20 protein-coding genes and 2 riboswitches are annotated in these 19,267 nt (G+C 62.4%); of the genes, 7 read left to right on the forward strand and 13 right to left on the reverse strand.

What is annotated here, in order from left to right:
• Positions 1–10 precede the first annotated feature (10 nt).
• The 10 genes from AC07TV_RS15820 to AC07TV_RS15865 form a co-directional block, all read right to left on the reverse strand.
• A complete protein-coding gene (locus AC07TV_RS15820) occupies positions 11–2,098 on the reverse strand; it encodes an EAL domain-containing protein (RefSeq protein ID WP_494649328.1) in 2,088 nt (695 codons plus the stop codon).
• A complete protein-coding gene (locus AC07TV_RS15825) occupies positions 2,095–2,997 on the reverse strand; it encodes an ABC transporter substrate-binding protein (protein ID WP_494649329.1) in 903 nt (300 codons plus the stop codon). Before AC07TV_RS15825 ends, AC07TV_RS15820 begins: the two co-directional genes overlap by 4 nt.
• Before the next feature lie 53 nt (positions 2,998–3,050).
• A complete protein-coding gene (locus tag AC07TV_RS15830; protein WP_494649330.1) occupies positions 3,051–3,641 on the reverse strand; it encodes an SCO family protein in 591 nt (196 codons plus the stop codon).
• The gene (locus AC07TV_RS15835; RefSeq protein WP_494649331.1) at positions 3,638–3,973 is read right to left on the reverse strand and encodes a hypothetical protein; all 336 of its coding nucleotides are present in this window, start codon (positions 3,971–3,973) and stop codon (positions 3,638–3,640) included. Before AC07TV_RS15835 ends, AC07TV_RS15830 begins: the two co-directional genes overlap by 4 nt.
• Before the next feature lie 57 nt (positions 3,974–4,030).
• Entirely contained in the window at positions 4,031–4,822 is a 792-nt protein-coding gene (locus AC07TV_RS15840) for a cobalamin-binding protein (RefSeq protein ID WP_494649332.1), read from the reverse strand.
• The gene (locus AC07TV_RS15845; protein WP_494649333.1) at positions 4,819–5,709 is read right to left on the reverse strand and encodes a cobalamin-binding protein; all 891 of its coding nucleotides are present in this window, start codon (positions 5,707–5,709) and stop codon (positions 4,819–4,821) included. The genes AC07TV_RS15840 and AC07TV_RS15845 overlap by 4 nt, the downstream gene beginning before the upstream one ends.
• Positions 5,706–6,698, reverse strand: coding sequence for a threonine-phosphate decarboxylase CobD (gene cobD / locus AC07TV_RS15850; protein ID WP_494649334.1), 993 nt, complete (start codon positions 6,696–6,698; stop codon positions 5,706–5,708). Before cobD ends, AC07TV_RS15845 begins: the two co-directional genes overlap by 4 nt.
• Complete coding sequence (cbiB, locus tag AC07TV_RS15855; RefSeq protein ID WP_494649335.1) at positions 6,691–7,605, reverse strand: adenosylcobinamide-phosphate synthase CbiB; 915 nt, start codon at positions 7,603–7,605, stop codon at positions 6,691–6,693. The genes cobD and cbiB overlap by 8 nt, the downstream gene beginning before the upstream one ends.
• Positions 7,602–8,357 carry a 5,6-dimethylbenzimidazole synthase gene (gene bluB / locus AC07TV_RS15860; RefSeq protein ID WP_494649336.1) on the reverse strand — a complete coding sequence of 252 codons (756 nt, stop codon included), beginning with the start codon at positions 8,355–8,357 and terminating at the stop codon, positions 7,602–7,604. Before bluB ends, cbiB begins: the two co-directional genes overlap by 4 nt.
• A gap of 40 nt (positions 8,358–8,397) precedes the next feature.
• Positions 8,398–8,586: riboswitch (cobalamin riboswitch) on the reverse strand.
• A 135-nt stretch (positions 8,587–8,721) separates the two neighbouring features.
• The gene (locus tag AC07TV_RS15865) at positions 8,722–9,081 is read right to left on the reverse strand and encodes a hypothetical protein (RefSeq protein WP_494649337.1); all 360 of its coding nucleotides are present in this window, start codon (positions 9,079–9,081) and stop codon (positions 8,722–8,724) included.
• A gap of 137 nt (positions 9,082–9,218) precedes the next feature.
• Here AC07TV_RS15865 and AC07TV_RS15870 point away from each other — a divergent pair, with 137 nt between their 5' ends.
• Positions 9,219–10,715, forward strand: a complete 1,497-nt coding sequence (locus tag AC07TV_RS15870) for a cobyric acid synthase (RefSeq protein ID WP_494649338.1) — start codon at positions 9,219–9,221, stop codon at positions 10,713–10,715.
• Here the strand turns inward: AC07TV_RS15870 and AC07TV_RS15875 are convergent.
• Together AC07TV_RS15875 and cobU are read right to left on the reverse strand one after the other, a co-directional pair.
• Positions 10,691–11,116 carry a Pvc16 family protein gene (locus tag AC07TV_RS15875; protein ID WP_494649339.1) on the reverse strand — a complete coding sequence of 142 codons (426 nt, stop codon included), beginning with the start codon at positions 11,114–11,116 and terminating at the stop codon, positions 10,691–10,693. The two genes, AC07TV_RS15870 and AC07TV_RS15875, sit on opposite strands and share 25 nt — an antisense overlap.
• A gap of 54 nt (positions 11,117–11,170) precedes the next feature.
• On the reverse strand, positions 11,171–11,737 hold the full coding sequence (gene cobU, locus AC07TV_RS15880) for a bifunctional adenosylcobinamide kinase/adenosylcobinamide-phosphate guanylyltransferase (RefSeq protein WP_494649340.1): 567 nt from the start codon (positions 11,735–11,737) through the stop codon (positions 11,171–11,173).
• A 28-nt stretch (positions 11,738–11,765) separates the two neighbouring features.
• Positions 11,766–11,943, forward strand: a riboswitch (cobalamin riboswitch).
• An 80-nt stretch (positions 11,944–12,023) separates the two neighbouring features.
• On the opposite strand from cobU, the gene cobT reads away from it, so the two are divergent.
• From cobT to AC07TV_RS15910, 6 genes are all read left to right on the forward strand, one after another.
• Positions 12,024–13,076: a nicotinate-nucleotide--dimethylbenzimidazole phosphoribosyltransferase gene (cobT, locus tag AC07TV_RS15885; protein WP_494649341.1), complete on the forward strand. Its 1,053-nt coding sequence runs from the start codon at positions 12,024–12,026 to the stop codon at positions 13,074–13,076.
• On the forward strand, positions 13,073–13,828 hold the full coding sequence (locus AC07TV_RS15890) for an adenosylcobinamide-GDP ribazoletransferase (protein ID WP_494649342.1): 756 nt from the start codon (positions 13,073–13,075) through the stop codon (positions 13,826–13,828). The genes cobT and AC07TV_RS15890 overlap by 4 nt, the downstream gene beginning before the upstream one ends.
• A 129-nt stretch (positions 13,829–13,957) precedes the next feature.
• The gene (locus tag AC07TV_RS15895) at positions 13,958–14,566 is read left to right on the forward strand and encodes a DUF938 domain-containing protein (protein WP_494649343.1); all 609 of its coding nucleotides are present in this window, start codon (positions 13,958–13,960) and stop codon (positions 14,564–14,566) included.
• Positions 14,551–15,093 (forward strand): alpha-ribazole phosphatase family protein, encoded by a 543-nt coding sequence (gene cobC, locus AC07TV_RS15900; RefSeq protein ID WP_494649344.1) that lies wholly within the window; start codon positions 14,551–14,553, stop codon positions 15,091–15,093. Before AC07TV_RS15895 ends, cobC begins: the two co-directional genes overlap by 16 nt.
• A gap of 33 nt (positions 15,094–15,126) precedes the next feature.
• Positions 15,127–16,935, forward strand: a complete 1,809-nt coding sequence (msbA, locus tag AC07TV_RS15905) for a lipid A export permease/ATP-binding protein MsbA (protein WP_494649345.1) — start codon at positions 15,127–15,129, stop codon at positions 16,933–16,935.
• Entirely contained in the window at positions 16,913–18,130 is a 1,218-nt protein-coding gene (locus tag AC07TV_RS15910; protein WP_494649346.1) for an O-antigen ligase family protein, read from the forward strand. The genes msbA and AC07TV_RS15910 overlap by 23 nt, the downstream gene beginning before the upstream one ends.
• Here the strand turns inward: AC07TV_RS15910 and AC07TV_RS15915 are convergent.
• Positions 18,127–19,242: a glycosyltransferase family 9 protein gene (locus tag AC07TV_RS15915; protein ID WP_494649347.1), complete on the reverse strand. Its 1,116-nt coding sequence runs from the start codon at positions 19,240–19,242 to the stop codon at positions 18,127–18,129. The genes AC07TV_RS15910 and AC07TV_RS15915 overlap by 4 nt on opposite strands.
• Positions 19,243–19,267 lie beyond the last annotated feature (25 nt).

Consider the following 19,267-nt stretch of genomic DNA (forward strand, 5'->3'; position numbering starts at 1 on the left):
AATTTCCCGGCTAGGCAGAGCGCATGACTGCGCCCTCGAGCCAGACGTCAAAGGGTTCGCTGGGGGCGATGGCCTTGCCTTCGGCAAAATCCACTCCCAGACTGCGAAGTTGTTCCAGCGTCTCCAGATCGTCAACACCGTCGGCGATCGTGTGGATGTTCTGATCTGTGGTGATTTCTTGAACGGCCCTTAAAAGTGCCGTGGAGGCTCGATTTCCACCCAGTTCGCGGGTCAGGCTCCGGCTGAGTTTGACGTAGCTCGGCGTGATGCTGCGCAAGTGGGTGAATGATGACAAGCCACCACCGAAATCGTCCAGGCCAATCTGGCAGCCGAGGGCACGCATCTGGCGGGAAAACTCCATGGCGTGGCTGGTCTGGAGCGTCAGCGTGTCCTCGGAAAATATGAAGCACAGCCGGTTTCCCGGCAGGTTGCGGCTGCTCAGGCTGCGCGTGATGAACTCGACCGTTTCGCGGTTACCAACTGAGGCGCGGGAAAGAGGGACAAGGCAGTGCAGCAATTTATGCTGATTCTTGGCGCGCGACAGTGCTGCGATGGCAGTTTCGATCAGGCGTTGGTCAATGGCTGGTGCTAAATCGTAGCGCTCTGCCGCATCGCTTAGTGCAGAGAGTGTCACCGGCGGTTGACCGGGCTCGTTGAGCCGTGCTGTCAATTCGACGAGATGGTTGACTGATGGATGTTGCAGGGCGCGCAAGGGCATGGCTTCGACAAGGAGTCTGTCATCGGCCAGGGCGCTGGCAATGCGGCTGGCCCAGTTGGCAGTTTCCTGGCGGCGATCCGGGGTGAGTTGTGCCTCCTGCTCGCAAACGCGGTTACGACCGCTTTCCTTGGCTCGATGGCAGGCGGCGTCGCCGGCAGCGAGCACTTCATTGATGTTGCGAACCTTGCGGTTGACTGTGGTCAGCCCGATACTGGCGCCGATCGCGAAGACCTTGTCTTGCCATATAAAGCGATAGGCAGCGGCGAGGCCACAGATATCCTCTGCCACCTGGTTGGCGCGTGGGCCGCTGCAGTTGGCCAGCATGATGCTGAATTCGTCGCCGCCGAGGCGGGCCAGGGTATCTTCTTCGCGCAAACGACCCTGGAAGAGCAGGGCCATCTGACGTAGCAATTCGTCACCGGCCAGATAGCCGCAATTGTCGTTGACCTGCTTGAAGCGGTCGAGGTCGATGAAAAGTACGGCGAATTCATCGCCGCCGGCCTGAACACTGGCCAGTGCCTTCTCCAACCGATGTTCGAATTCACGACGGTTGAGCAAGCCGGTAAGCGCATCGTGCCGCGCCTGGAAGGCAAGCTGGGCCGTCGCTTCCTCGATGCGGGATTGCATCGAAAAATGAACTTCCTCGATATGCGTAGCCATCTCGTTGAAACCGTTTTCGAGAATGCCGATTTCGCCGCTCGATGTTGCGGGCACGCGGATATCCAGTCGGCCTGAGGACATTCCGTGAATGGCCTGGACCAGACGCATCACTGGCCGGGCGAGATTGTCGGCCATGGCGATGGCAAGTGCGGCCAGTATGAGCAGTCCGGATAGTACGATCATCAACCCGCGCAGCAGCAGTTGGCGTTGCCGGTTGGCCAGTTCGGTCTTGTCGAATTCGACAAAAACGTGGCCGATGATTTCCGGAGAAATGACCTTGCTGTCGGCACTTGACTCGAACAGTACGTCGGATTCGCTGATCGAGCGTTTGACTGGGGCGCCAAAGGCAATCCAGAGGTCGTTTTCACCGACCTGCATGGGTTCGCTCATGGTTCGCCGCAGTTCCTCGGCGGCCAGCGAAACGCGTCCGCTGACGGCAATGGTGCGGCCTTTCTGGTTGACGATGACGGCGGCCTTGACCCCCGACTCCTGGACGGTAGCCTGGGCGAGCCCGTGCAGGCTTTCGAGCTGCCCGGCGATAATCCCGTATTCGCTGACTGGTGCCAGATAGCGGACCGTGGCCATGCCTTTGGCACGCAATTCGCCTTCCAGCGTGCGGATGCCGCTGTAGGTGAAATAACCGACCAGCACGATGGCGATCAGCATGCTGGGCAGTAGCGTCAGCAGCAGCAGGCGATGGCGGAGGGTAAGGTGACTCATCGGCCCTCCCTGTCGGCGACCATGGCGCGCCGGATGGCGGCCTCATCGGTAATGTTGAGACCAAGTGACTGAGCGACATTGCTGTTGATGGCAATGGCGAACTGACTCGGTCCACTGGGGGTGGGCAGACTGGTGCCGTGCGCCACGATCATCTCTGCCGTCTGGCGGGCAATCTGGGCAGGTGTGCTGTGCAGCGCGGCGAGGGCGCCAGCGTTGACGAAGGCCGGGGAGTAGCCGATGACCGGTCGCTGGTAACGGAAGGCGGTAATCAGAATCGGTTTGATGTTGTTGCGATGGTAAATCTTGCTGTCGGGAACCGCGATCAGGACATTGGTGCGGCTGAGCAGGGAGTTCAATGCTGGCAGCAACGTGCTGTCGGTATCGGCGTCTTCGCTATCCAGAATCAGTCCGGCGCTGCTGAGCGCTTGGCGGTACTGTCCGGCGACATTTCTCGTTTCGCTGCTGAACAGCATTCCGACACGTTTCTGGCCGGGGAGCAGATGATTGATAAAGGCTGCCTGGCGGGCTGGCGGCTGGTCAAGATAGATTGCTGTGCTGCGGCCGGGCCGGCGAAATTCGGCAAGAATCTTTTCATAACTTTGCCGCGGCAGCAGGGTGGCGATGATCGGCGGGTTGTCGCTGCGGCCGAGCGTCTTGCGCAAGGCTTCGCTGCCGACAGTAACGACCAGATCCACCTGTCCGGTCAGTATCGGGAGAAGATTGGCCTGGTGTCTGGCCGAAATGCTCCAGTTTGTCCCGGCTAGTGCTTCTTCCAGCGTACCGGAAAAATCGGAATAGGCGCCTCCCTGGTCGCTCAGGACGAGCGCAACAGTTCCGCCCCAAGCCGGCAGGGCAAGGGAAAACAGGGAAATGAGGGCAAGCAGGAAAAACCTTGGCATTGCCCGAATATTGCCTTAGCGACTATGCCAAAGCAATTGTGGTTTTGCACAATTCAGTGATTTTTGATGAAATTTCGCAGCTCCTCCGTGATATTTGTCACGGGCATGGCAAAAGCGAATTTCTTGACGACTGCGCCATCCGGTCCGAGCAGGATCATGCCGGCGGAATGGTCGACCGCGTAGCGATCGGGAGGGGTGCCCGGTTCGCGAACTTTTGCGTAGCGGATCTTGAAATTGTCGGCGGCACGGCGGACCAGGGCCGGTGAGGCGGTCAGGCCAAGAATGCGCTGGTCGAAGAACTCGGTGTAGGTTTTCAGTATCTTGCCGGTGTCGCGTTCCGGGTCAACCGAGATGAAGATGGGCTGGACACGGCTGGCGTCCTCACCCAGTTGTTTGAGGATTTCAGCCATCTCGACAAGCGTGGTCGGGCAGATGTCCGGGCAGTAGGTGTAGCCGAAGGCGATGAGCTGGAAGCGGCCGCGGAAATCCTCGCTGGTGACGGAGCGGCCGTTCGGATCCTGCAACAGGTAGCGCGGGTTGATTTCCTGATTCGCGTCATTGAGCAGTTCGAGGCTATGGCTGGCTTGGGCGAAAGCCGGACTGGCACAAAGCAGGGCGAGGAGTAATACGCCGCGGCGGATCATTTGGCTGTGGTGAAACTCGCCTGAAGTCTCTTTTCGGCGGCGGCCATATTGCTGGCCAGTGATGCCGCATCGGGACAGGTGGCGCCCTTGCCTTGTTCCAGATAGGCCGCGTTGGTGGCGTTTTCGAAAGCTTCGCCGTAGCCGCGGGTCTTCGGGGCAATGGTGATCACGGCGTTGCGGGCGCGGGCGACCAGGGCAGGTTGCTGGCAGGCGAGGGCGATGCCGTTGAGGCGGCCGATGGCTTCGACGGCGGCAGTGCCTTCGTCGGCGGCCTGGCCGATGTTGGCGATGGCGCAGAGGGTCAGGGCGAGTAGCGGGGCGGCGATCTTCATGGCGCGAATCCTCAAGGTTGAAGGACGATTATAGGGAAGGCGCCGCGGACGACCTTTTCACAGATCAAAAATGGCGAGTAATTGTGGCAGGCCTTCGCTGATCGCCACCGGACCGGGGGTCAGGATGATGGCCGATTTGATTTCATGCATGTTTTTCCGGTTGACCGCAGGAATGGCCTCCCAGCCTGGCCGCGCGGCGACGCGTTCGGGGCGGAAGTGCTTGCCGCACCAGGAGCCGATGATGATGTCCGGGGCGCCGGCGATGACGTCTTCCGGTGTCGGCCGGCGATCCTTGGCGAGCGGCGAGCGGGCCTGTTCGGCGAAAATGTCTTCGCCGCCGGCAATTTCGATCAGTTCGGAGGCCCAGCGGATGCCGCTAATCAGCGGTTCGTCCCATTCCTCGAAATAGACACGCGGCTTTTTGCCGGTCTTGGCGAAGCGTTCGGCGGCGATGGCGCGGGTCTTGGTTATCTCTGCTTCCAGCCCGGCGACGATCTCCAGCGCCTTGGCTTCGGCACCGACCAGCCGGCCGACCGTTTCGACCATGCCGAGAATGTCCTCGACACTGCGCGTATTGAAGGCGTAAACGGGCACGCCGGCCTTGATCAGATCGCGTGAAATCTCGCTTTGCAGGTCGGAGAAGGTCAGCACGAGATCGGGCTGCGTCGCCAGAATCTTGTCGATGTCGCCGCTCGTGAAGGCGAAGACCTTGGGTTTTTCCTTGCGCGCTTCGGGCGGGCGCACGGTGTAACCGGAAATGCCGACGATGCGGTCCTGCTCGCCGAGGGCGTAGAGCACTTCAACCGTTTCGGTGGTCAGGCAGACGATGCGTTGCGGCGTGCGGCTCATTTGGCAGGCCTCCGGCTGCGCGCAACATCGAGATGGGCGCACAGTTTTTCGGTGCCGTCGAGGATGCGCGGCGTGTGGCGCTGCATGATGTCGGGGTTGATGTGGAAGAGGTTGTCGCGTTTGACGGCGGTCATCCGCGTCCATTTGTCCCAGTCGTGCAGCCATTCCGGCTTGGCGTCGCCCATGCCGGTGGCGACGATGGCTTCCGGATCGGCTTCAAGCACGGCTTCGACGGTGACGTTGGGCGCCATTTGCTTGAGGTGGCCGAAGACGTTTTCGCCGCCGCAGATCTTGATGGCATCGCTGATGATCTGCGGGCCGCCGACGGTCATCAACGGCGTTTTCCAGATCTGGTAGAAGACGCGCACTTGCGGCTTGCCGGCATTGGTTGTGCGTAGGCTGTCGAGGCGCTTGCGGAAGCGCTCGGCCGTGGCGTTGGCGGCGCTCTCAGTGCCAGCCAGCTGACCTATGCGCTCGATCTGGTTGGCGATGTTGTCGATGGTGTTCGGCTGCGAAACATAGACCGTCAGGCCGAGCGCCCGGAGTTTGTCGACCTGCGTCATGTTGTTGCCGCTTTCCCAGGCCAGCACGAGGTCGGGCTTGAGGGCGGCGACGGCTTCGAGGTCGATGCGCGAATAGCCGCCGACGCGCGGCACTGTCTTCGCTTCCGGCGGGTAGTCGCTGTAATCGACGGTGCCCACCAGCTTGGGGCCGGCGCCTGCCGCGTAGAGGCTTTCAGCGGCGTGCGGGGCAAGGGTGACGATGCGTTTGGCCGGCGCCTTGAGGCGGACTTCCTGGCCGGTGTCGTCCTTGACGACGAGATCGGCGTGGGCGGCGGTTGAAATGAGCATTGCCACGGTCAACCGGAAAAAAAGGCCAAATTTCAAATGTTTCTCCAGGCGGAAAGGGCGTCGGCTAGGCGCTGCCAACCGGCTTCGTCGCCGGGCAGGCCGAAACGGAGCAGCGGTTGTTGGTCGTAATGGCGGGTCAGGATGCCCTGGCGGGCGAGGGCTTCGTGCAATTCGGCCGATTGGGCGCTGGTCAGGGTGGCGAATAAGGCCGTCGATTTGACCTCGCCGAGTGGCGCCAGCAGTTGGTGCAGACGTTCCCCGGCGGCGATCAGTCGGGGCCGGGCGGCGGCTTGCCAGGCGGTATCCTGCAGCGCCAGCCGGGTGACTTCGCGGGCTGGGCCGCTCACCGTCCATGGTCCCATCGCCTCGTTCATCCGGTTCAGGATGTCGGGCGCGGCGAAGACGAAACCGACACGTGCCCCGGCCAGCCCGAAGAACTTGCCGATCGAACGCAGCACGATGAGGTTGGGCGCTTCCTCGGTGCCGGCCAACGGCGTCAGGCTCTCTGCCGGCGTCGGGTCCATGAAGGCTTCGTCGATGATCAGCCAGCCGCCACGTTTTTTGAGCTGCTGGGCGGCATCGATGGCGATCTCGCGCGGGTGGCGATCAGCCGTCGGGTTGTTCGGGTTGCAGAGCAGTACGTAGGGCGTCGCGACGGCCAGCGCGCGCGGCAGCATGGCGTTCTGCAGGAAACGCACCTTGTGCCCGGCGCGCTGCCAGGCTTGGGGGTGCTCGCTGTAAATCGGCGAAATGCAGGCCACCATGGCCCGCGGCAGCAGGGCCGGTAGCCAGTGGATGGCGGCTTGCGAACCGGCGACGGCCAACAGGTTGGCGTTGCCGTAATAGGCCGCGGCAGCGGCTTCCAGACCATCGTTTTCCTCGGGCAGACGCTGCCAGGAATCGGCCGAGAGCGGTGGTACCGGCCAACCTGCCGGGTTGATGCCAGTCGACAGATCCAGCCAGTTTTCCAGCGGGATGTTGTAGTGCGCCGCGGCTTTGCGCAGGCCGCCACCGTGTTCAAGCATTGACGAATCCAATCACGAAAAAGGTGGCCAGCCACAGCCACAGGCTGCGCTGGATCAGGCTGATCGCCCGGCTGAGGTCGGCGGCGACGGGCGCCGGGCCAGCGCCGAGCGGCGGGCGGATTTCTTCCTGGCCATGATAAATCGCCGCGCCGCCGAGCAGCACGCCGAGGCTGCCGGCGCCGGCCGACATGACCGGACCGGCATTCGGGCTGTCCCAGCCCGGCGCCTGCGCCCGCCAGCAGGCCAGCGCGTTGCGCGTCTGGCCGAGCACGGCGTAGGTCAGGGCGGTCAGGCGGGCGGGAATGAAATTCAAGGCATCGTCAAAGCGCGCGGCGAAGCGCCCGAACAGGTTGAAACGCTCGGTGCGGTAGCCCCACATCGCGTCGAGCGTGTTGGCCAGCCGGAACAGCACGGCGCCCGGCCCGCCGAGCAGGGCGAACCAGAATAGCGTACCGAAGATGGCATCGTTGCCGTTCTCCAGCACCGATTCGACGCCGGCCTTGGCGACGCCGGATTCGTCGAGCGCAGAAGTTTCGCGCGAAACGATCCAGCCGACGCGTTGCCGGGCCTCGTCGAGCCGGCCTTCCTGCAAGGGTTTGGCGATGGCCTCGGCATGCTCGCACAGGCTCTGCGCACCGATGGCGAAATAGAGCAGGACGACATCGACGGCAAACGGCGCCAGCGGCCGCAACCAGAACGCCAGCGCCACCCACGGCCCGACGGCGAGCAGCCAGGCCAGCACGCCGCCGGCCAGCGAGCGCCGGTTGAGCCGTTTTTCGATGGCCGAGGCCAGATTGCCGAAGCCGACCAGCGGGTGAAAGTGCGAGACCTCGCCAAGCAGGCGGTCGAGCAAAACCGCGCTCAGGGCAGCCAGCGGCATGGCGTAGGCGTCAAACGTGAGCGTCATGCCGGGAATACGCCCTTTTCCTGAATGTCGGACTGCATTTTGGCCAATGCCACGGTCAACGGGAAATTTTGCCCAAAATCGGAGTCGCCCCACTGCTCGAAATAGACCAGATCGTTGATCGGCAGACGCGGCAGCCAGCCCGCCTTTTCCAGCTCCGGCTTGTTGTTGAAATGGCTGACGTAGCCGATACACAAATAGGCAATCGGCACGATGTGGTGCGGAATGCCGAGCGCGTCCTGCAGCGCTTTCTCGTGAAAGATGCTCACCCAGCCGACGCCCAGCCCCTCGGCCCGCGCCGCCAGCCAGAGGTTCTGCACGGCGCACACGCTGCTGTAGAGGTCCATGGTCGGCATGTGCGTGCGGCCGAGCACCACCGGCCCGCTGCGAGAACGGTCGCAGGTGATGCACAGATTGATCGGTGCTTCGAGAATGCCCTGCAACTTGAGCTGGCTGTAAATCTCGCGCTTCTCGTTCGGGAACATCAGCGCCGCTTCGTTGTTGGCCTCGGCAAAAACGTTATGGACGCGTTGCTTCACCGCATCCGATTTCACCAGCAAAAAATTCCACGGCTGCATGAAACCGACCGACGGCGCATGATGCGCCGCCATCAGCACGCGGGCGAGCAAATCGTCGGGCACCGGCGTCGGCAAAAACTGGCCGCGCACATCGCGCCGACTGAAAATGGCCTGATAAACCGCCGCCCGATCGACGTCGGAAAAAGCTTGCGCCTGCGGCGCGGATGGGTTTTCCATGGAGTCCCCTTCTGGAAAAACAAAGGCTGCCGTCCACGCAGCCCGCAATCATCTCCCGGCCGGTCTTCTGACTTGGGTTCTTCCGGAATGCACGCCTTCCCGCGTTTGCTCGCAGTGGCCATTGTGCATCCGTCCCCCTCACAGCGTTGGGCACGTGGCGGGATCACACCGCCTTCCCGATTCTCCGTTTCGGCGCTTTCACAAAATGCCCCCGACTTTGTCGATTACGCCTCGCCGTGCAGATGCACTGTCTTCGGCTCGTCTTCGCGTCAGGGACAATTTGTGAAAGCGCCGCAAACGGCACCGAGAGATCTAAAGGGCGAAGGATAGCAGGTGGGGGTGGGGTAAGGCGATGGAGGGCGGTTCAGCCACGCAACCGTCGGACAAGAAATATGGCAAGTGCTGTAATTCCCGCGCTCAGGAACGTCAAGCCAAAATACGGCAGTCGACGGACAACTCTGGAAAATGACCTATCCTGGTCCAAGGCTTCAAATGAAATGCCGTAATGAAGGCAAACCAAATACGCAATGAGTGTTATCACCAGCCCAACCACTACAAATGCGTAGCCGGGCATTGCGGAGGCGTAAGTTTCCTTCCTGCGCACCAGCAATGTGATCGGCAATACCAGGCCAATCAACATGGCGAATCCAACGTAGGTCAGATTGAGTCGGATGGAAATGAGCGCGGTGATGATCGCAATCGGGAAGAAGGTAAGCCGTTCCATTGATGTGGGGCCAATTGATTTTGTCTGGTGCTGGCGCCTTAAGTCTAATGGCATTTAATGCCTCGCGTACGGATTACGCAAGGTCCGGACAGTGCACTAATCCGGGATAATCCCAGCTTTCATTTTTGACACGATCCATGCCCTGTTCCTTCCTCATGGTCCAAGGGACCACTTCCGATGCCGGCAAGACGACGCTGGTTGCCGCCTTGTGCCGCATCCTGCAGCGTCGGGGCGTGCGTGTCGCGCCGTTCAAGCCGCAGAACATGGCGCTGAATTCGGCGGTGACGGTGGATGGTGGCGAGATCGGGCGGGCGCAGGCGTTGCAGGCGCTGGCTTGCGGGCTGGCGCCGCATACCGATTTCAATCCGGTGTTGTTGAAGCCGACGACGGACAAGAAGGCGCAGGTCATCATTCATGGTAAGGTGGCTTTCGACCTTGATGCCAAGGCCTATCACGAGTACAAGCCGCGGGCGATGGGGGCGGTACTCGAGTCGTGGGCGCGGCTAACGGCGGCTTACGACTGCGTGGTGGTCGAGGGGGCCGGGTCGCCGGCCGAGATCAATTTGCGCGACCGCGACATCGCCAACATGGGTTTTGCCGAGGCGGTCGATTGCCCGGTGATCATCGTTGCCGACATCGATCGGGGCGGGGTTTTCGCCCATCTCGTCGGCACGCTGGAGCTGCTGTCGCCGACCGAGCAGGCGCGGGTCAAGGGCTTCGTCATCAACCGTTTTCGCGGCGACATCGCGCTGCTTGAATCGGGCCTGACCTGGCTGGAAGAGCGGACCGGCAAGCCGGTTCTCGGTGTTTTGCCTTATTTGCACGGCCTGATGCTCGATGCCGAGGACGCCATCGCGACTGCCACGGTCGACCGGGAAAAAACGCCAAAATTGAAAGTCATCGCGCCGGCTTACCCGCGTGTTTCCAACCACAACGACCTTGACCCATTACGCCTGCACCCGGAAGTCGATTTCCGCTGGATCGGCCCGGGCGAAACGGCGCCGGCGGCCGACCTGATCGTTCTGCCCGGTTCCAAGGCTGTCCGTGCCGATATCGACTGGCTGCGCGAAAAGGGCTGGGCGGCGGCCATTCACAAGCATCTGCGTTATGGCGGCAAGGTGGTCGGCCTATGCGGCGGCTACCAGATGCTGGGCCAATTGATCCACGATCCGCAGGGGCTGGAAGGCCAGCCGGGCAGCACGCCGGGGCTGGGCGTGCTGGATGTGGAAACGACGCTCGAAGCCGAGAAGCAGCTACGAAATGTGAGTGGTCACTTGTCGCTTCCCGGCCAGCCAGCGATGACAGGCTACGAGATTCACCTCGGCGTGACGCGCGGCACCGGCTTGGCGCAAAGCGCCGTTCAGCTGGCGGATGGCGTGCCCGACGGTGCCATTTCCCCCGACAACCAGGTCTTCGCAACCTATTGTCACGGCGTTTTCGATCACCCGGAAGCGCTGACCGCCTTGCTCGCCTGGGCCGGCATGCAGGAAACCGAGCAGGTCGATTTCGCCGCCCGGCGCGAGGCCGATCTTGAACGTCTGGCCGACTCGGTCGAGGCCGCGCTGGATTGGAAAAAAATGGCCGATCTGCTTCCGGGCGGCTTTGAATCTCAGCCCGTCGAACGCAGCGTATAAGCCAGGCAAAGCCGTAGCGGGATAGCGGCGGCGGTGAACAGGTCGGTCAGTTCGCTGGTGCTCAGGGTGGCCGGCATGACGCTGACCCGACCGTTGCCAACCTCGAAAACCGGGGTTTCGAGCAGCGACCGGCGGGCGGACTCGAGGGCGCTGATCGTCTCGCCATCCAGATTGGTGCTGGCCAGCACGAGAAAATGAATGGCCGGGGCCGGGGCGCCGCTCAGCGGATCGTTGTCGGGCGTGCGCGGCAACGGTGTGCTGCGCACGCGGGTATCTTCTTCGATGCGCCAGGGCCAGATGTAAAGGCCCGCGGTGTCATCCGGCCGGCTGATGCGGACGGGCAGGGTGGCGTGTTTGGCGATGACTTCGCGCAAGGCGGTGAGGCGGGTGAAAAGGGGCATGGCGTTCTCCTGAACGTGCCGGGTGGCTGGTCAGGCTAGCACAGCGCAGCGTGGTTAGCCGGGCTGTTTGAGGCTCAGCGGCAATCCGGCGGCGACCAGCGTGACCTGATCGCAAACAGCCGCTACGCGCTGGTTGAGGCGACCCTGTTCGTCGGCGAACAACCGCGAGACGGGGTGCATGGGGACGATGCCCCAGCCGACTTCGTTGGAGACGAGGATGATGTGACCGGGCAATTGCGGCAGCAGGTCGATCAGCGCGGCGGTTTCTTCGCGGAACAGCGGGCAGTCGATCGCCTCGCCGGCTTCGGCCTGCGTCGCGGCTTTGCCGGCGAAGAGCAGGTTGGATAGCCACAGGGTCAGGCAATCGACCAGCAAGCAGGTGTCCGGGGCCGCCAGTTCGCGCAGGCGGGTGGCGAGGTACAGGGTTTCTTCAGTACAGCCCCACTCGGCCGGCCGGCGTTCGCGGTGGTGGGCGACGCGGCGGGCCATTTCGCCGTCGAGGGCCTGGGCGGTGGCGAGGTAGACGACTTTCAGGCCGCGTTTTTCGGCCGATTCGCGGGCGCGTTGTTCAGCCAAGAGGCTCTTGCCCGAGCGTGCGCCACCGAGGATCAGTTCTTTCATGGGCATGCATTGTCGGCGAACCGGCCGGTATAATCCACCCCGATTCGACGAAACGGAACCCGGTGCGAGTTAATTCTCAATTCCGGGGCGGGCCCGCCGCTGTAATCGGGGACGGATGCTGCAACAGGCCACTGGTGAAAACCGGGAAGGCGCAGCGCTCCGGCTGATCCGAAAGCCAGAAGACGTGTCGAATCCTCTTGGGAAGCCTGTGGACAGGGTTTCGCGGCAGCGTTTTGGCGAATTCGCCAGACGTCGTCGCGAGGCCCTCTTTCTTTTGGAGAATCGGATGCATTCGTTGGACTTCAAGATCACCGCCCCGGACCGGGGAATCGAAAATTCGCTCAAAAATCGCGTTGACCGCAAGACCAAGCCGCTCGGCGCGCTCGGTCTGCTCGAACGCACGGCCATCCAGATCGGCCTGATCCAGCAAAGGCTCGATCCGGAGTTCGGTCAGCCGCACCTGCTGGTTTTCGCCGGTGACCACGGCGCGGCCAGTGCTGGTGTCTCGGCCTACCCGCAGGATGTGACCTGGCAGATGGTCGAAAACTTCCTGGCTGGCGGCGCCGCGATCAACGTTTTCGCCCGCCAGAACGGCCTGCATCTGGCCATCATCGACGCCGGCGTGGCGCACGATTTCGGCAAACGTGCGGGGCTGATCGACGCCAAGATCGCCGCCGGCACGGCCAATTACATTGAAGAGCCGGCGATGACCGCCGAGCAATGCGCCCAGGCCATCGCCCGAGGTGCCGAAATCAGCCGCAATCTGTCGGCCAATGGCTGCAATGTCGTCGGCTTCGGCGAAATGGGTATCGGCAATACCGCCGCCGCCTCGCTGATCACCCACTGCCTGACCGGCCTGCCGCTCGCCGACTGCATCGGTCGCGGTACCGGGCTCGATGATGCCGGGCTGGCGCGCAAACAGGCGCTGCTCGAAAAGGCGCTCAACCGCTATCGCGCCGTCGGCGGCAGCAACGAGCCGCTGGCCGTGCTGGCCGAATTCGGCGGCTTCGAAATCGCCATGATGGTCGGCGCCATGCTCGGCGCTGCCGAAGCGAAGATGACCTTGCTCATCGATGGCTTCATCGTGGGCTCGGCGGCCCTGACCGCCACCCGGCTGGTCCCGGCGCTGGCCGAATACAGCGTGTTCTGCCACCGCTCGGCCGAAGCCGGCCACGCCGCCCAGTTGGCGGCGCTCGGTGCCGAACCCTTGCTCGACCTCGGCCTACGCCTCGGCGAAGGGACCGGTGCCGCGCTGGCCTTCCCGCTCGTTCAGGCCTCGGTCAATTTCCTCAATGAGATGGCCAGTTTTGAGTCAGCTGGCGTATCTGACAAAGCATGATCCGCCGCGAGCTGGCTACCTTCTTCGCCGCTCTCGGCTACTTCACCCGGCTGCCGGTGCCCGGCTGGGTCGGCTATTCGCCTGACGGGCTGGCCCGGGCGGCGCGCTATTTGCCGGCCATCGGCTTGCTCGTTGGCGGCGTCGGAGCGCTGGTTTTTTGGCTGGCCGGCCAAGTCTGGGTGCAGCCGGTGGCCGTCGTGCTTAGCATGATCGCCACCATCGCCCTGACTGGCGCCTTCCACGAGGACGGGTTGGGCGACACTGCTGACGGCCTCGGCGGTGGCTGGGACAAGGCGAAAATCCTGGCGATCATGAAGGATTCGCGGGTCGGCAGCTATGGCGTGATCGCCATCGTTCTCGCTCTGCTCGGCAAGTTCGCCTTGCTGTCGACGCTGCCGGCCGGGCAGGTGGTGGCGGCGCTCATCGCCGGCCACGCGGTTTCCCGCTTCTGCGCTATCAGCCTGATGGCAACCATGGATTACGCCCGTGACGACGAGACCAGCAAGGCCCGCCCGGTCGCCGCCCGGCTTGGCCTTGGCCCGCTCCTCTTTGCGCTGGTTTTCGCCGGCCTGCCGTTACTGCTCCTTGTGCCTGAGCCGGCGATGACCGCCATCGCCCTGGCCGCATTGGCCACCCTCTGGCTCGTCGCCAAATGTCGCCGCTGGCTTGGCGGCTATACAGGCGACTGCCTGGGGGCCGTGCAGCAACTGGCCGAAATCGCTTTCTACCTCGGCTTGGCTGCGTTTTTTTAGCGCCGCTACAGGGAAATGTGGCATTCCCAAGGTCAACCAGAAAAATTGCCCAAAATTGAAAGGCAGCCGGTGGCTGTCCATCGGCTGATTTGCCGTTAAGCTTCCGGCATCGCACTAGCGTCCGAACCCATGGAAAAACCCCACGCCCCCTCCACCGAAAAGAACCGCGAGCCGATTCTCGCCGTGCTCCGCGAGGTCTTTGCCGACCGCCGCCTGGTTCTGGAAGTCGGCAGCGGCACCGGCCAGCACGCCATCCATTTTGGCGCGCAACTGCCGCATCTGACCTGGCAAACCTCGGACCGTCCGGATTTCCTCCCCGGCATCCGCGCCTGGCTAGCCGAAGCCGCCCTGCCCAATGTCCTGCCGCCCTGCGAATTCGACGTCCTCGACCAATGGCCGAATGGCCGCTACGACGCGGTGTACAGCGCCAACACGCTGCACATCATGTCCTGGGAGGCTGTCGAGGCGTTTTTCGCCGGGCTGCCCACCGTTCTGGCGCCGGGCGGCCTGCTCTTCATTTACGGCCCATTCATGGTCGACGGCCGCCACATCAGTGAGAGCAACGCCGCTTTCGACCAGTCATTACGCGAAAAGGCGCCGCATCAGGGCGTCCGCGATGTGAGCGCAGTCGATGCGCTGGCCCGGCAAAGCGGGCTGGAACTGGTCGAGCAACGGGCAATGCCGTCGAACAATTTTGTCCTGCTCTGGCGAATGAGTGAAGCATGCGCCTCCACCTGATCCGCCACCCGAAGCCGACCATCGAACCGCGCATTTGCTACGGTCAACTGGAAATTTTGGCCAAAATTGAAATGGTCGAGGTCGCCCGCCTGCGCGCCGAATTGCCGCCCGGTCTGCCGCTGTGGAGCAGTCCGTTGCTGCGCTGCCGGCAACTGGCTGAACAGCTTCACCCGCAGCCGATCATCGACGACCGCTTGGCCGAAATGAACTTCGGTGACTGGGAAGGTCGACCGTGGGATGACATTCCGCGCCACGAGCTCGATGCCTGGGCCGCCGACATCGCTGGCTACGCGCCGCCCGGTGGCGAATCGCCCGCCGCTTTGCAACAGCGGGCGCTGGCTTTTGTGGCCGGGCTGGACGTTCCGGAAGCGGTCATCGTCACCCATGCTGGCATCATCCGCACCTTGCTCGCCCACTGGCAGAACCTGCCGCCAGCGCGCTGGAGCGAGTTGCAAATCGGTTTTTCGACAGTGACCACCGTGTCCCTCTCGCGCGACAGCGCCGACCTGATCCGCCTGAATCGGTAGAATGTCGACTTTCGTTTCTGACGACAGCCATCTGTGACTCAAAACTCAAGCTCGGCCTATTCCAACAGCCAGATTTATCGCCGCCTGCTGACCTGGGTCCGGCCGCACTGGCGCGTTTTTGCCCTGGGCGTGCTCGGCATGGTGATGACCGCGGCGACCGAGCCGCTGTTCCCAGCGCTCATGAAGCATCTGCTCGACAGCGGGTTCGTTGCCAAGGACGAGACCGACATCATCCTGATTCCCGCCGCAATGATCGGCATCTTCATCATCCGTGGCGTATCCACCTACGCCAGCGGCTACTCGATGGCCTGGGTCGCCGCCAAGGTCGTGCTCGATCTGCGGCAAGCCATGTTCCGGCGCCTGCTCTCACTGCCGACCAAGTTCTATGACGACCAGTCCACCGGTACCCTGATTTCCAAAGTGGCCTACGACGTGACCAACGTCACCCAGGCCGCCACCGGTGTGCTCACCACCGTCATCCGGGATACCCTGACCATCCTCGGCCTGCTCGGCTTCCTGCTTTATCTCGACTGGAAACTGACGATGATTGCCCTGACCGTCGGCCCGATCATCCTTGGCGTCATCAAGATTTTCAGCAAACGCCTGCGGGCGGCCAGCCGTTCCGGCTATTCGGCCATGGGCCTGATCACCCACATCCTCGAAGAAGCCGTCGGCGCACACAAGGTCGTCAAGATTTTCGGTGGCCAAAAATACGAGGCCGCACGTTTCGACGGGGCGACCAATGTCTACCGCCGGGCAACCATGCGCGAAGCCGCCGCCGCTGCTGCCACCGTGCCGCTGACCCAAGTCGCCGCCGCGACCTCGGTGGCCATCATCACCTACATCGCCTTGCGCCAGTCGGCCGGGCCAAACGGCACCACGGTCGGCGAGTTCCTCTCCTTCGTCACGGCCTTGCTCATGCTGCTCGCCCCGGTCAAGCGCCTGACCGACGTCAGCAACCCATTGCAACGCGGTCTGGCCGCTGCCGAAAGCGTCTTCCAGGTGCTCGACGAATTGCCGGAAGACGACACCGGCGGCGTTGAACTGCAGCGCGCCAGCGGCCACCTGCAGTTTGATCAGGTCAATTTCAGTTACCCGGGCACCAGCCGTCCGGCACTCGAAGACATCAATCTGGAAATTATGCCGGGCCAGACAGTCGCTCTGGTCGGCGCCTCGGGTAGCGGCAAGACGACCATGGCGGCGCTGATTCCGCGCTTCTATCACCTGACCACCGGCCGCCTGCTGCTCGACGGCCACCATGTCGACGAACTCAAGCTCGAAAGCCTGCGCAACAACATCGCGCTGGTCAGTCAGGATGTCGTGCTGTTCAACGACACCGTCCGCGCCAACATCGCCTACGGTTTCGCCGGCCAATCCACCGAGGAAGAAATCATCGCCGCCGCCAAGGCCGCCAATGCCTGGGAATTCATCGGGCAGATGGACAAGGGCCTGGATACCGAAGTCGGCGAAAATGGCGTCAAACTCTCCGGCGGCCAGCGCCAGCGCCTCGCCATCGCCCGCGCCTTCCTCAAAAACGCCCCGATCCTGATCCTCGACGAGGCCACCTCCGCCCTCGATACCGAATCCGAACGCCTGATCCAGGCCGCCCTCGACACCCTGATCGTCGGCCGCACCACCATCGTTATCGCTCACCGCCTGTCGACCATCGAACGCGCTGATCTGATCGTCGTGCTCGATCAAGGGCGGATAGTCGAACGCGGTCGTCATGGCGAATTGCTGGCGCAGGATGGCGTTTATGCCAAGTTGCAGCGTCTGCAACGCGAATCCGACTTGGTGTCCGATAATTTGGTGGTGACGAATGCCCCTGCCTGTCGAGAATAAGGTCCGGATTCTGGCATGGCTGGCCTTTCTGGTCGGTTTTGGACTGCCGATTTCAACAGCGTTCGACAACCTAGCTGCTGGCGCCTTGTTGCTTGGCTGGGCAGTCACCGGAAACTGGAAGCAACGCTGGCAACGGTTACGTTCCAATCCAGCCAGCTACGCCGTAGGCTGCCTGCTGCTACTGGCAGCAGTCGGTATGGCCTGGAGCCAGGGCGGCCCGAAGGAAAACCTGCGCTATTTCGAAAAATATGCGGCATTGTTCCTGACCTTGTGCCTTTTTACGCTGCCATTCGACCGATCACTCCGGCAAATGGCATTGCGCGGATTCGCCTGCGCAGCCTTTGTCACCGCCATCGTCTCATTCGGCTTTAAATTCGGGATTGTGCCGCCCTCGTGGTTTCCGCAGCGCTTGCCGAGTAATCCGGCTGTTTTCAAATTGCATATCACGCATGGTTTCTTTGTCGCCATAGGCGGCTACTTCCTAATGATCGAGGCGATGAATTCGACCGACCGGCGCTGGAGATTCGGTTTTGGTCTGGCCGCTCTGCTCACAGCAGGCAATGCCTTGGTTATTGAGGGTCGCACTGGCTACGTGGTGCTCGCCGCATTGTTTGCCTACCTGTTCATCCAGCGTTTCCGCTGGCGCGGTGCTGTGGTGTCGGTGTTGCTGCTGGCCACCGCGGTACTGGTTGCTCAGCAATTCCCGGATTCGGCAGCAATGCGCCGCATGGCGACCGGAGTGGAGGAACTGAAGGCTTGGCAGCGGGGAGAAAAAGTCGAGGAAAGTTCGTCGATGGGCGTGCGAATGCAGTTCGCGACGACGAGTCTCAATCTGATCTCGGCACATCCGCTCCTCGGAGTCGGTACGGGTGGCTTTGAGGTGGCCTATCGGGCAGTGACGCCGGAAGGCAATGTCTTTACCAACAACCCGCACAACCAATACTTGTTGACGACGGTTCAGCTCGGCCTCGTTGGTTTGGTCGTTTTGCTGGCACTTTTCATCGTGTTGTGGCGAGTTAGTGGTCACTTCGACTTCACGGATAGATTGCTGGCGCGAGGGGTCCTGCTCGCCTATCTGGTCGGTAACTTGTTCAATTCTTTTTTGTATGACCACTCGGAGGCGCGATTCTTTGCGTGGGCCGTTGGCTTGATATTCTGTGGCACGGTTTTTCGCGCAAAAGCAGTTAAGTATTAGCGTGGGAGTGAATCGGTAAGTTGGCTTCGTGCCGCTTCGACCACTTGTTCCACAGTAATGTCCTGCAGGCATTTGCTATCGCTGTCCAGATGCCTGTCGCAGCCTTCAAACAGGCAGGGCACGCAGTCGCCGGGGCCTTGAATCAGCCGGACATTTCCCTGTTGTTTGCTGCCGACAAATGGCCATGGGCTTTCGCCAGCCGGCCAGTCCTTCGGCCATGGCCCCCATTTGACCGGGTTCGACGGGCCGAACAGGGCGATGGTCGGTATGCCGGTGGCGGCGGCGAGATGGGTGACGGCCGTGTCGGGGCCGACGAACAGGCGGGCACCCTTGAGCAATTCCGCCGTCTCGGCCAGTGACAGCAGTCCGGTCAGGCAGCGACAGCCTTCCGGAACCTTGCTGGCGATGTCTCGAACATAGGCGGCTTCAGTCGGATCGCCGCTGCCGGTCAATAGCACCTCAGTACCCTGTTGCCTGAGCCAGGAAATCAGGGTGATCCACTTGTCGCTATCCCACATCTTGTAGCGGAATTTTGGGTTGGGGTGGATGACGACGTAACTTGTGATCCCGGTCAGGCCGAGTTGTTCCAGCCGCTGGCGCCAGTTCTCCGCAGGGACTTGCGGGGTTTCGACCTGTCCGATGGCCGGCAAGCCTAGCGCTTCGACCAGCCGCAGCCCCATGGTCACGGTGTGCGTTTGCAGATTGTCGAACGGCACGGCGATTTTCAGCAGGTGCCGCTTGAGCCATGAGGCTTCTTCGGCCGTCGTGAAGCCGACTGCATTGCTGGCCGCCGCCCAGGCGAAAATGCGCGCCCGGTCGCTGGGGATGGCGGCGAACGCCAGATCGTAGCGACGCCATATCTTGCCCAGTTGCGTGAGTTTCTCGCGCAGGCCGGCGCGCTGTGGAAAGGCCAGCACCTGATGGACGTCGGGGTTGCCTTCGAGCACGCCTTGCGTGCCGGGCAGGACGAGAAAATCGAGTTGGGCGTCGGGCCAAGCTGCTTTGACGGAACGAGCGAGCGGCGTGGCGAGCAGGACATCGCCGATGCGTTGGGTGCAAACGACCAGAACGCGTTTGGGCGGGGCAGGGAACGAAATAGGGGGGCGGTGCAAGGGTGTTGTCGGTGTGTTTTTCGCT

This window comes from Azonexus sp. GW821-FHT04F04, from assembly GCF_059420025.1.

Bases quoted from the DNA above. Each gene is read 5' to 3' on its own strand.
- AC07TV_RS15890 (WP_494649342.1), top strand. From the start codon at position 13,073: ATGATCCGCCGCGAGCTGGCTACCTTCTTCGCCGCTCTCGGCTACTTC.
- AC07TV_RS15830 (WP_494649330.1), bottom strand. From the start codon at position 3,641: ATGATCCGCCGCGGCGTATTACTCCTCGCCCTGCTTTGTGCCAGTCCG.
- AC07TV_RS15910 (WP_494649346.1), top strand. From the start codon at position 16,913: ATGCCCCTGCCTGTCGAGAATAAGGTCCGGATTCTGGCATGGCTGGCC.
- AC07TV_RS15895 (WP_494649343.1), top strand. From the start codon at position 13,958: ATGGAAAAACCCCACGCCCCCTCCACCGAAAAGAACCGCGAGCCGATT.
- bluB (WP_494649336.1), bottom strand. From the start codon at position 8,357: ATGGAAAACCCATCCGCGCCGCAGGCGCAAGCTTTTTCCGACGTCGAT.
- cobU (WP_494649340.1), bottom strand. From the start codon at position 11,737: ATGAAAGAACTGATCCTCGGTGGCGCACGCTCGGGCAAGAGCCTCTTG.
- AC07TV_RS15820 (WP_494649328.1), bottom strand. From the start codon at position 2,098: ATGAGTCACCTTACCCTCCGCCATCGCCTGCTGCTGCTGACGCTACTG.
- cobC (WP_494649344.1), top strand. From the start codon at position 14,551: ATGCGCCTCCACCTGATCCGCCACCCGAAGCCGACCATCGAACCGCGC.
- AC07TV_RS15870 (WP_494649338.1), top strand. From the start codon at position 9,219: ATGCCCTGTTCCTTCCTCATGGTCCAAGGGACCACTTCCGATGCCGGC.
- AC07TV_RS15865 (WP_494649337.1), bottom strand. From the start codon at position 9,081: ATGGAACGGCTTACCTTCTTCCCGATTGCGATCATCACCGCGCTCATT.
- AC07TV_RS15840 (WP_494649332.1), bottom strand. From the start codon at position 4,822: ATGAGCCGCACGCCGCAACGCATCGTCTGCCTGACCACCGAAACGGTT.
- cobT (WP_494649341.1), top strand. From the start codon at position 12,024: ATGCATTCGTTGGACTTCAAGATCACCGCCCCGGACCGGGGAATCGAA.
- AC07TV_RS15825 (WP_494649329.1), bottom strand. From the start codon at position 2,997: ATGCCAAGGTTTTTCCTGCTTGCCCTCATTTCCCTGTTTTCCCTTGCC.
- AC07TV_RS15835 (WP_494649331.1), bottom strand. From the start codon at position 3,973: ATGAAGATCGCCGCCCCGCTACTCGCCCTGACCCTCTGCGCCATCGCC.
- cobD (WP_494649334.1), bottom strand. From the start codon at position 6,698: ATGCTTGAACACGGTGGCGGCCTGCGCAAAGCCGCGGCGCACTACAAC.
- AC07TV_RS15875 (WP_494649339.1), bottom strand. From the start codon at position 11,116: ATGCCCCTTTTCACCCGCCTCACCGCCTTGCGCGAAGTCATCGCCAAA.
- cbiB (WP_494649335.1), bottom strand. From the start codon at position 7,605: ATGACGCTCACGTTTGACGCCTACGCCATGCCGCTGGCTGCCCTGAGC.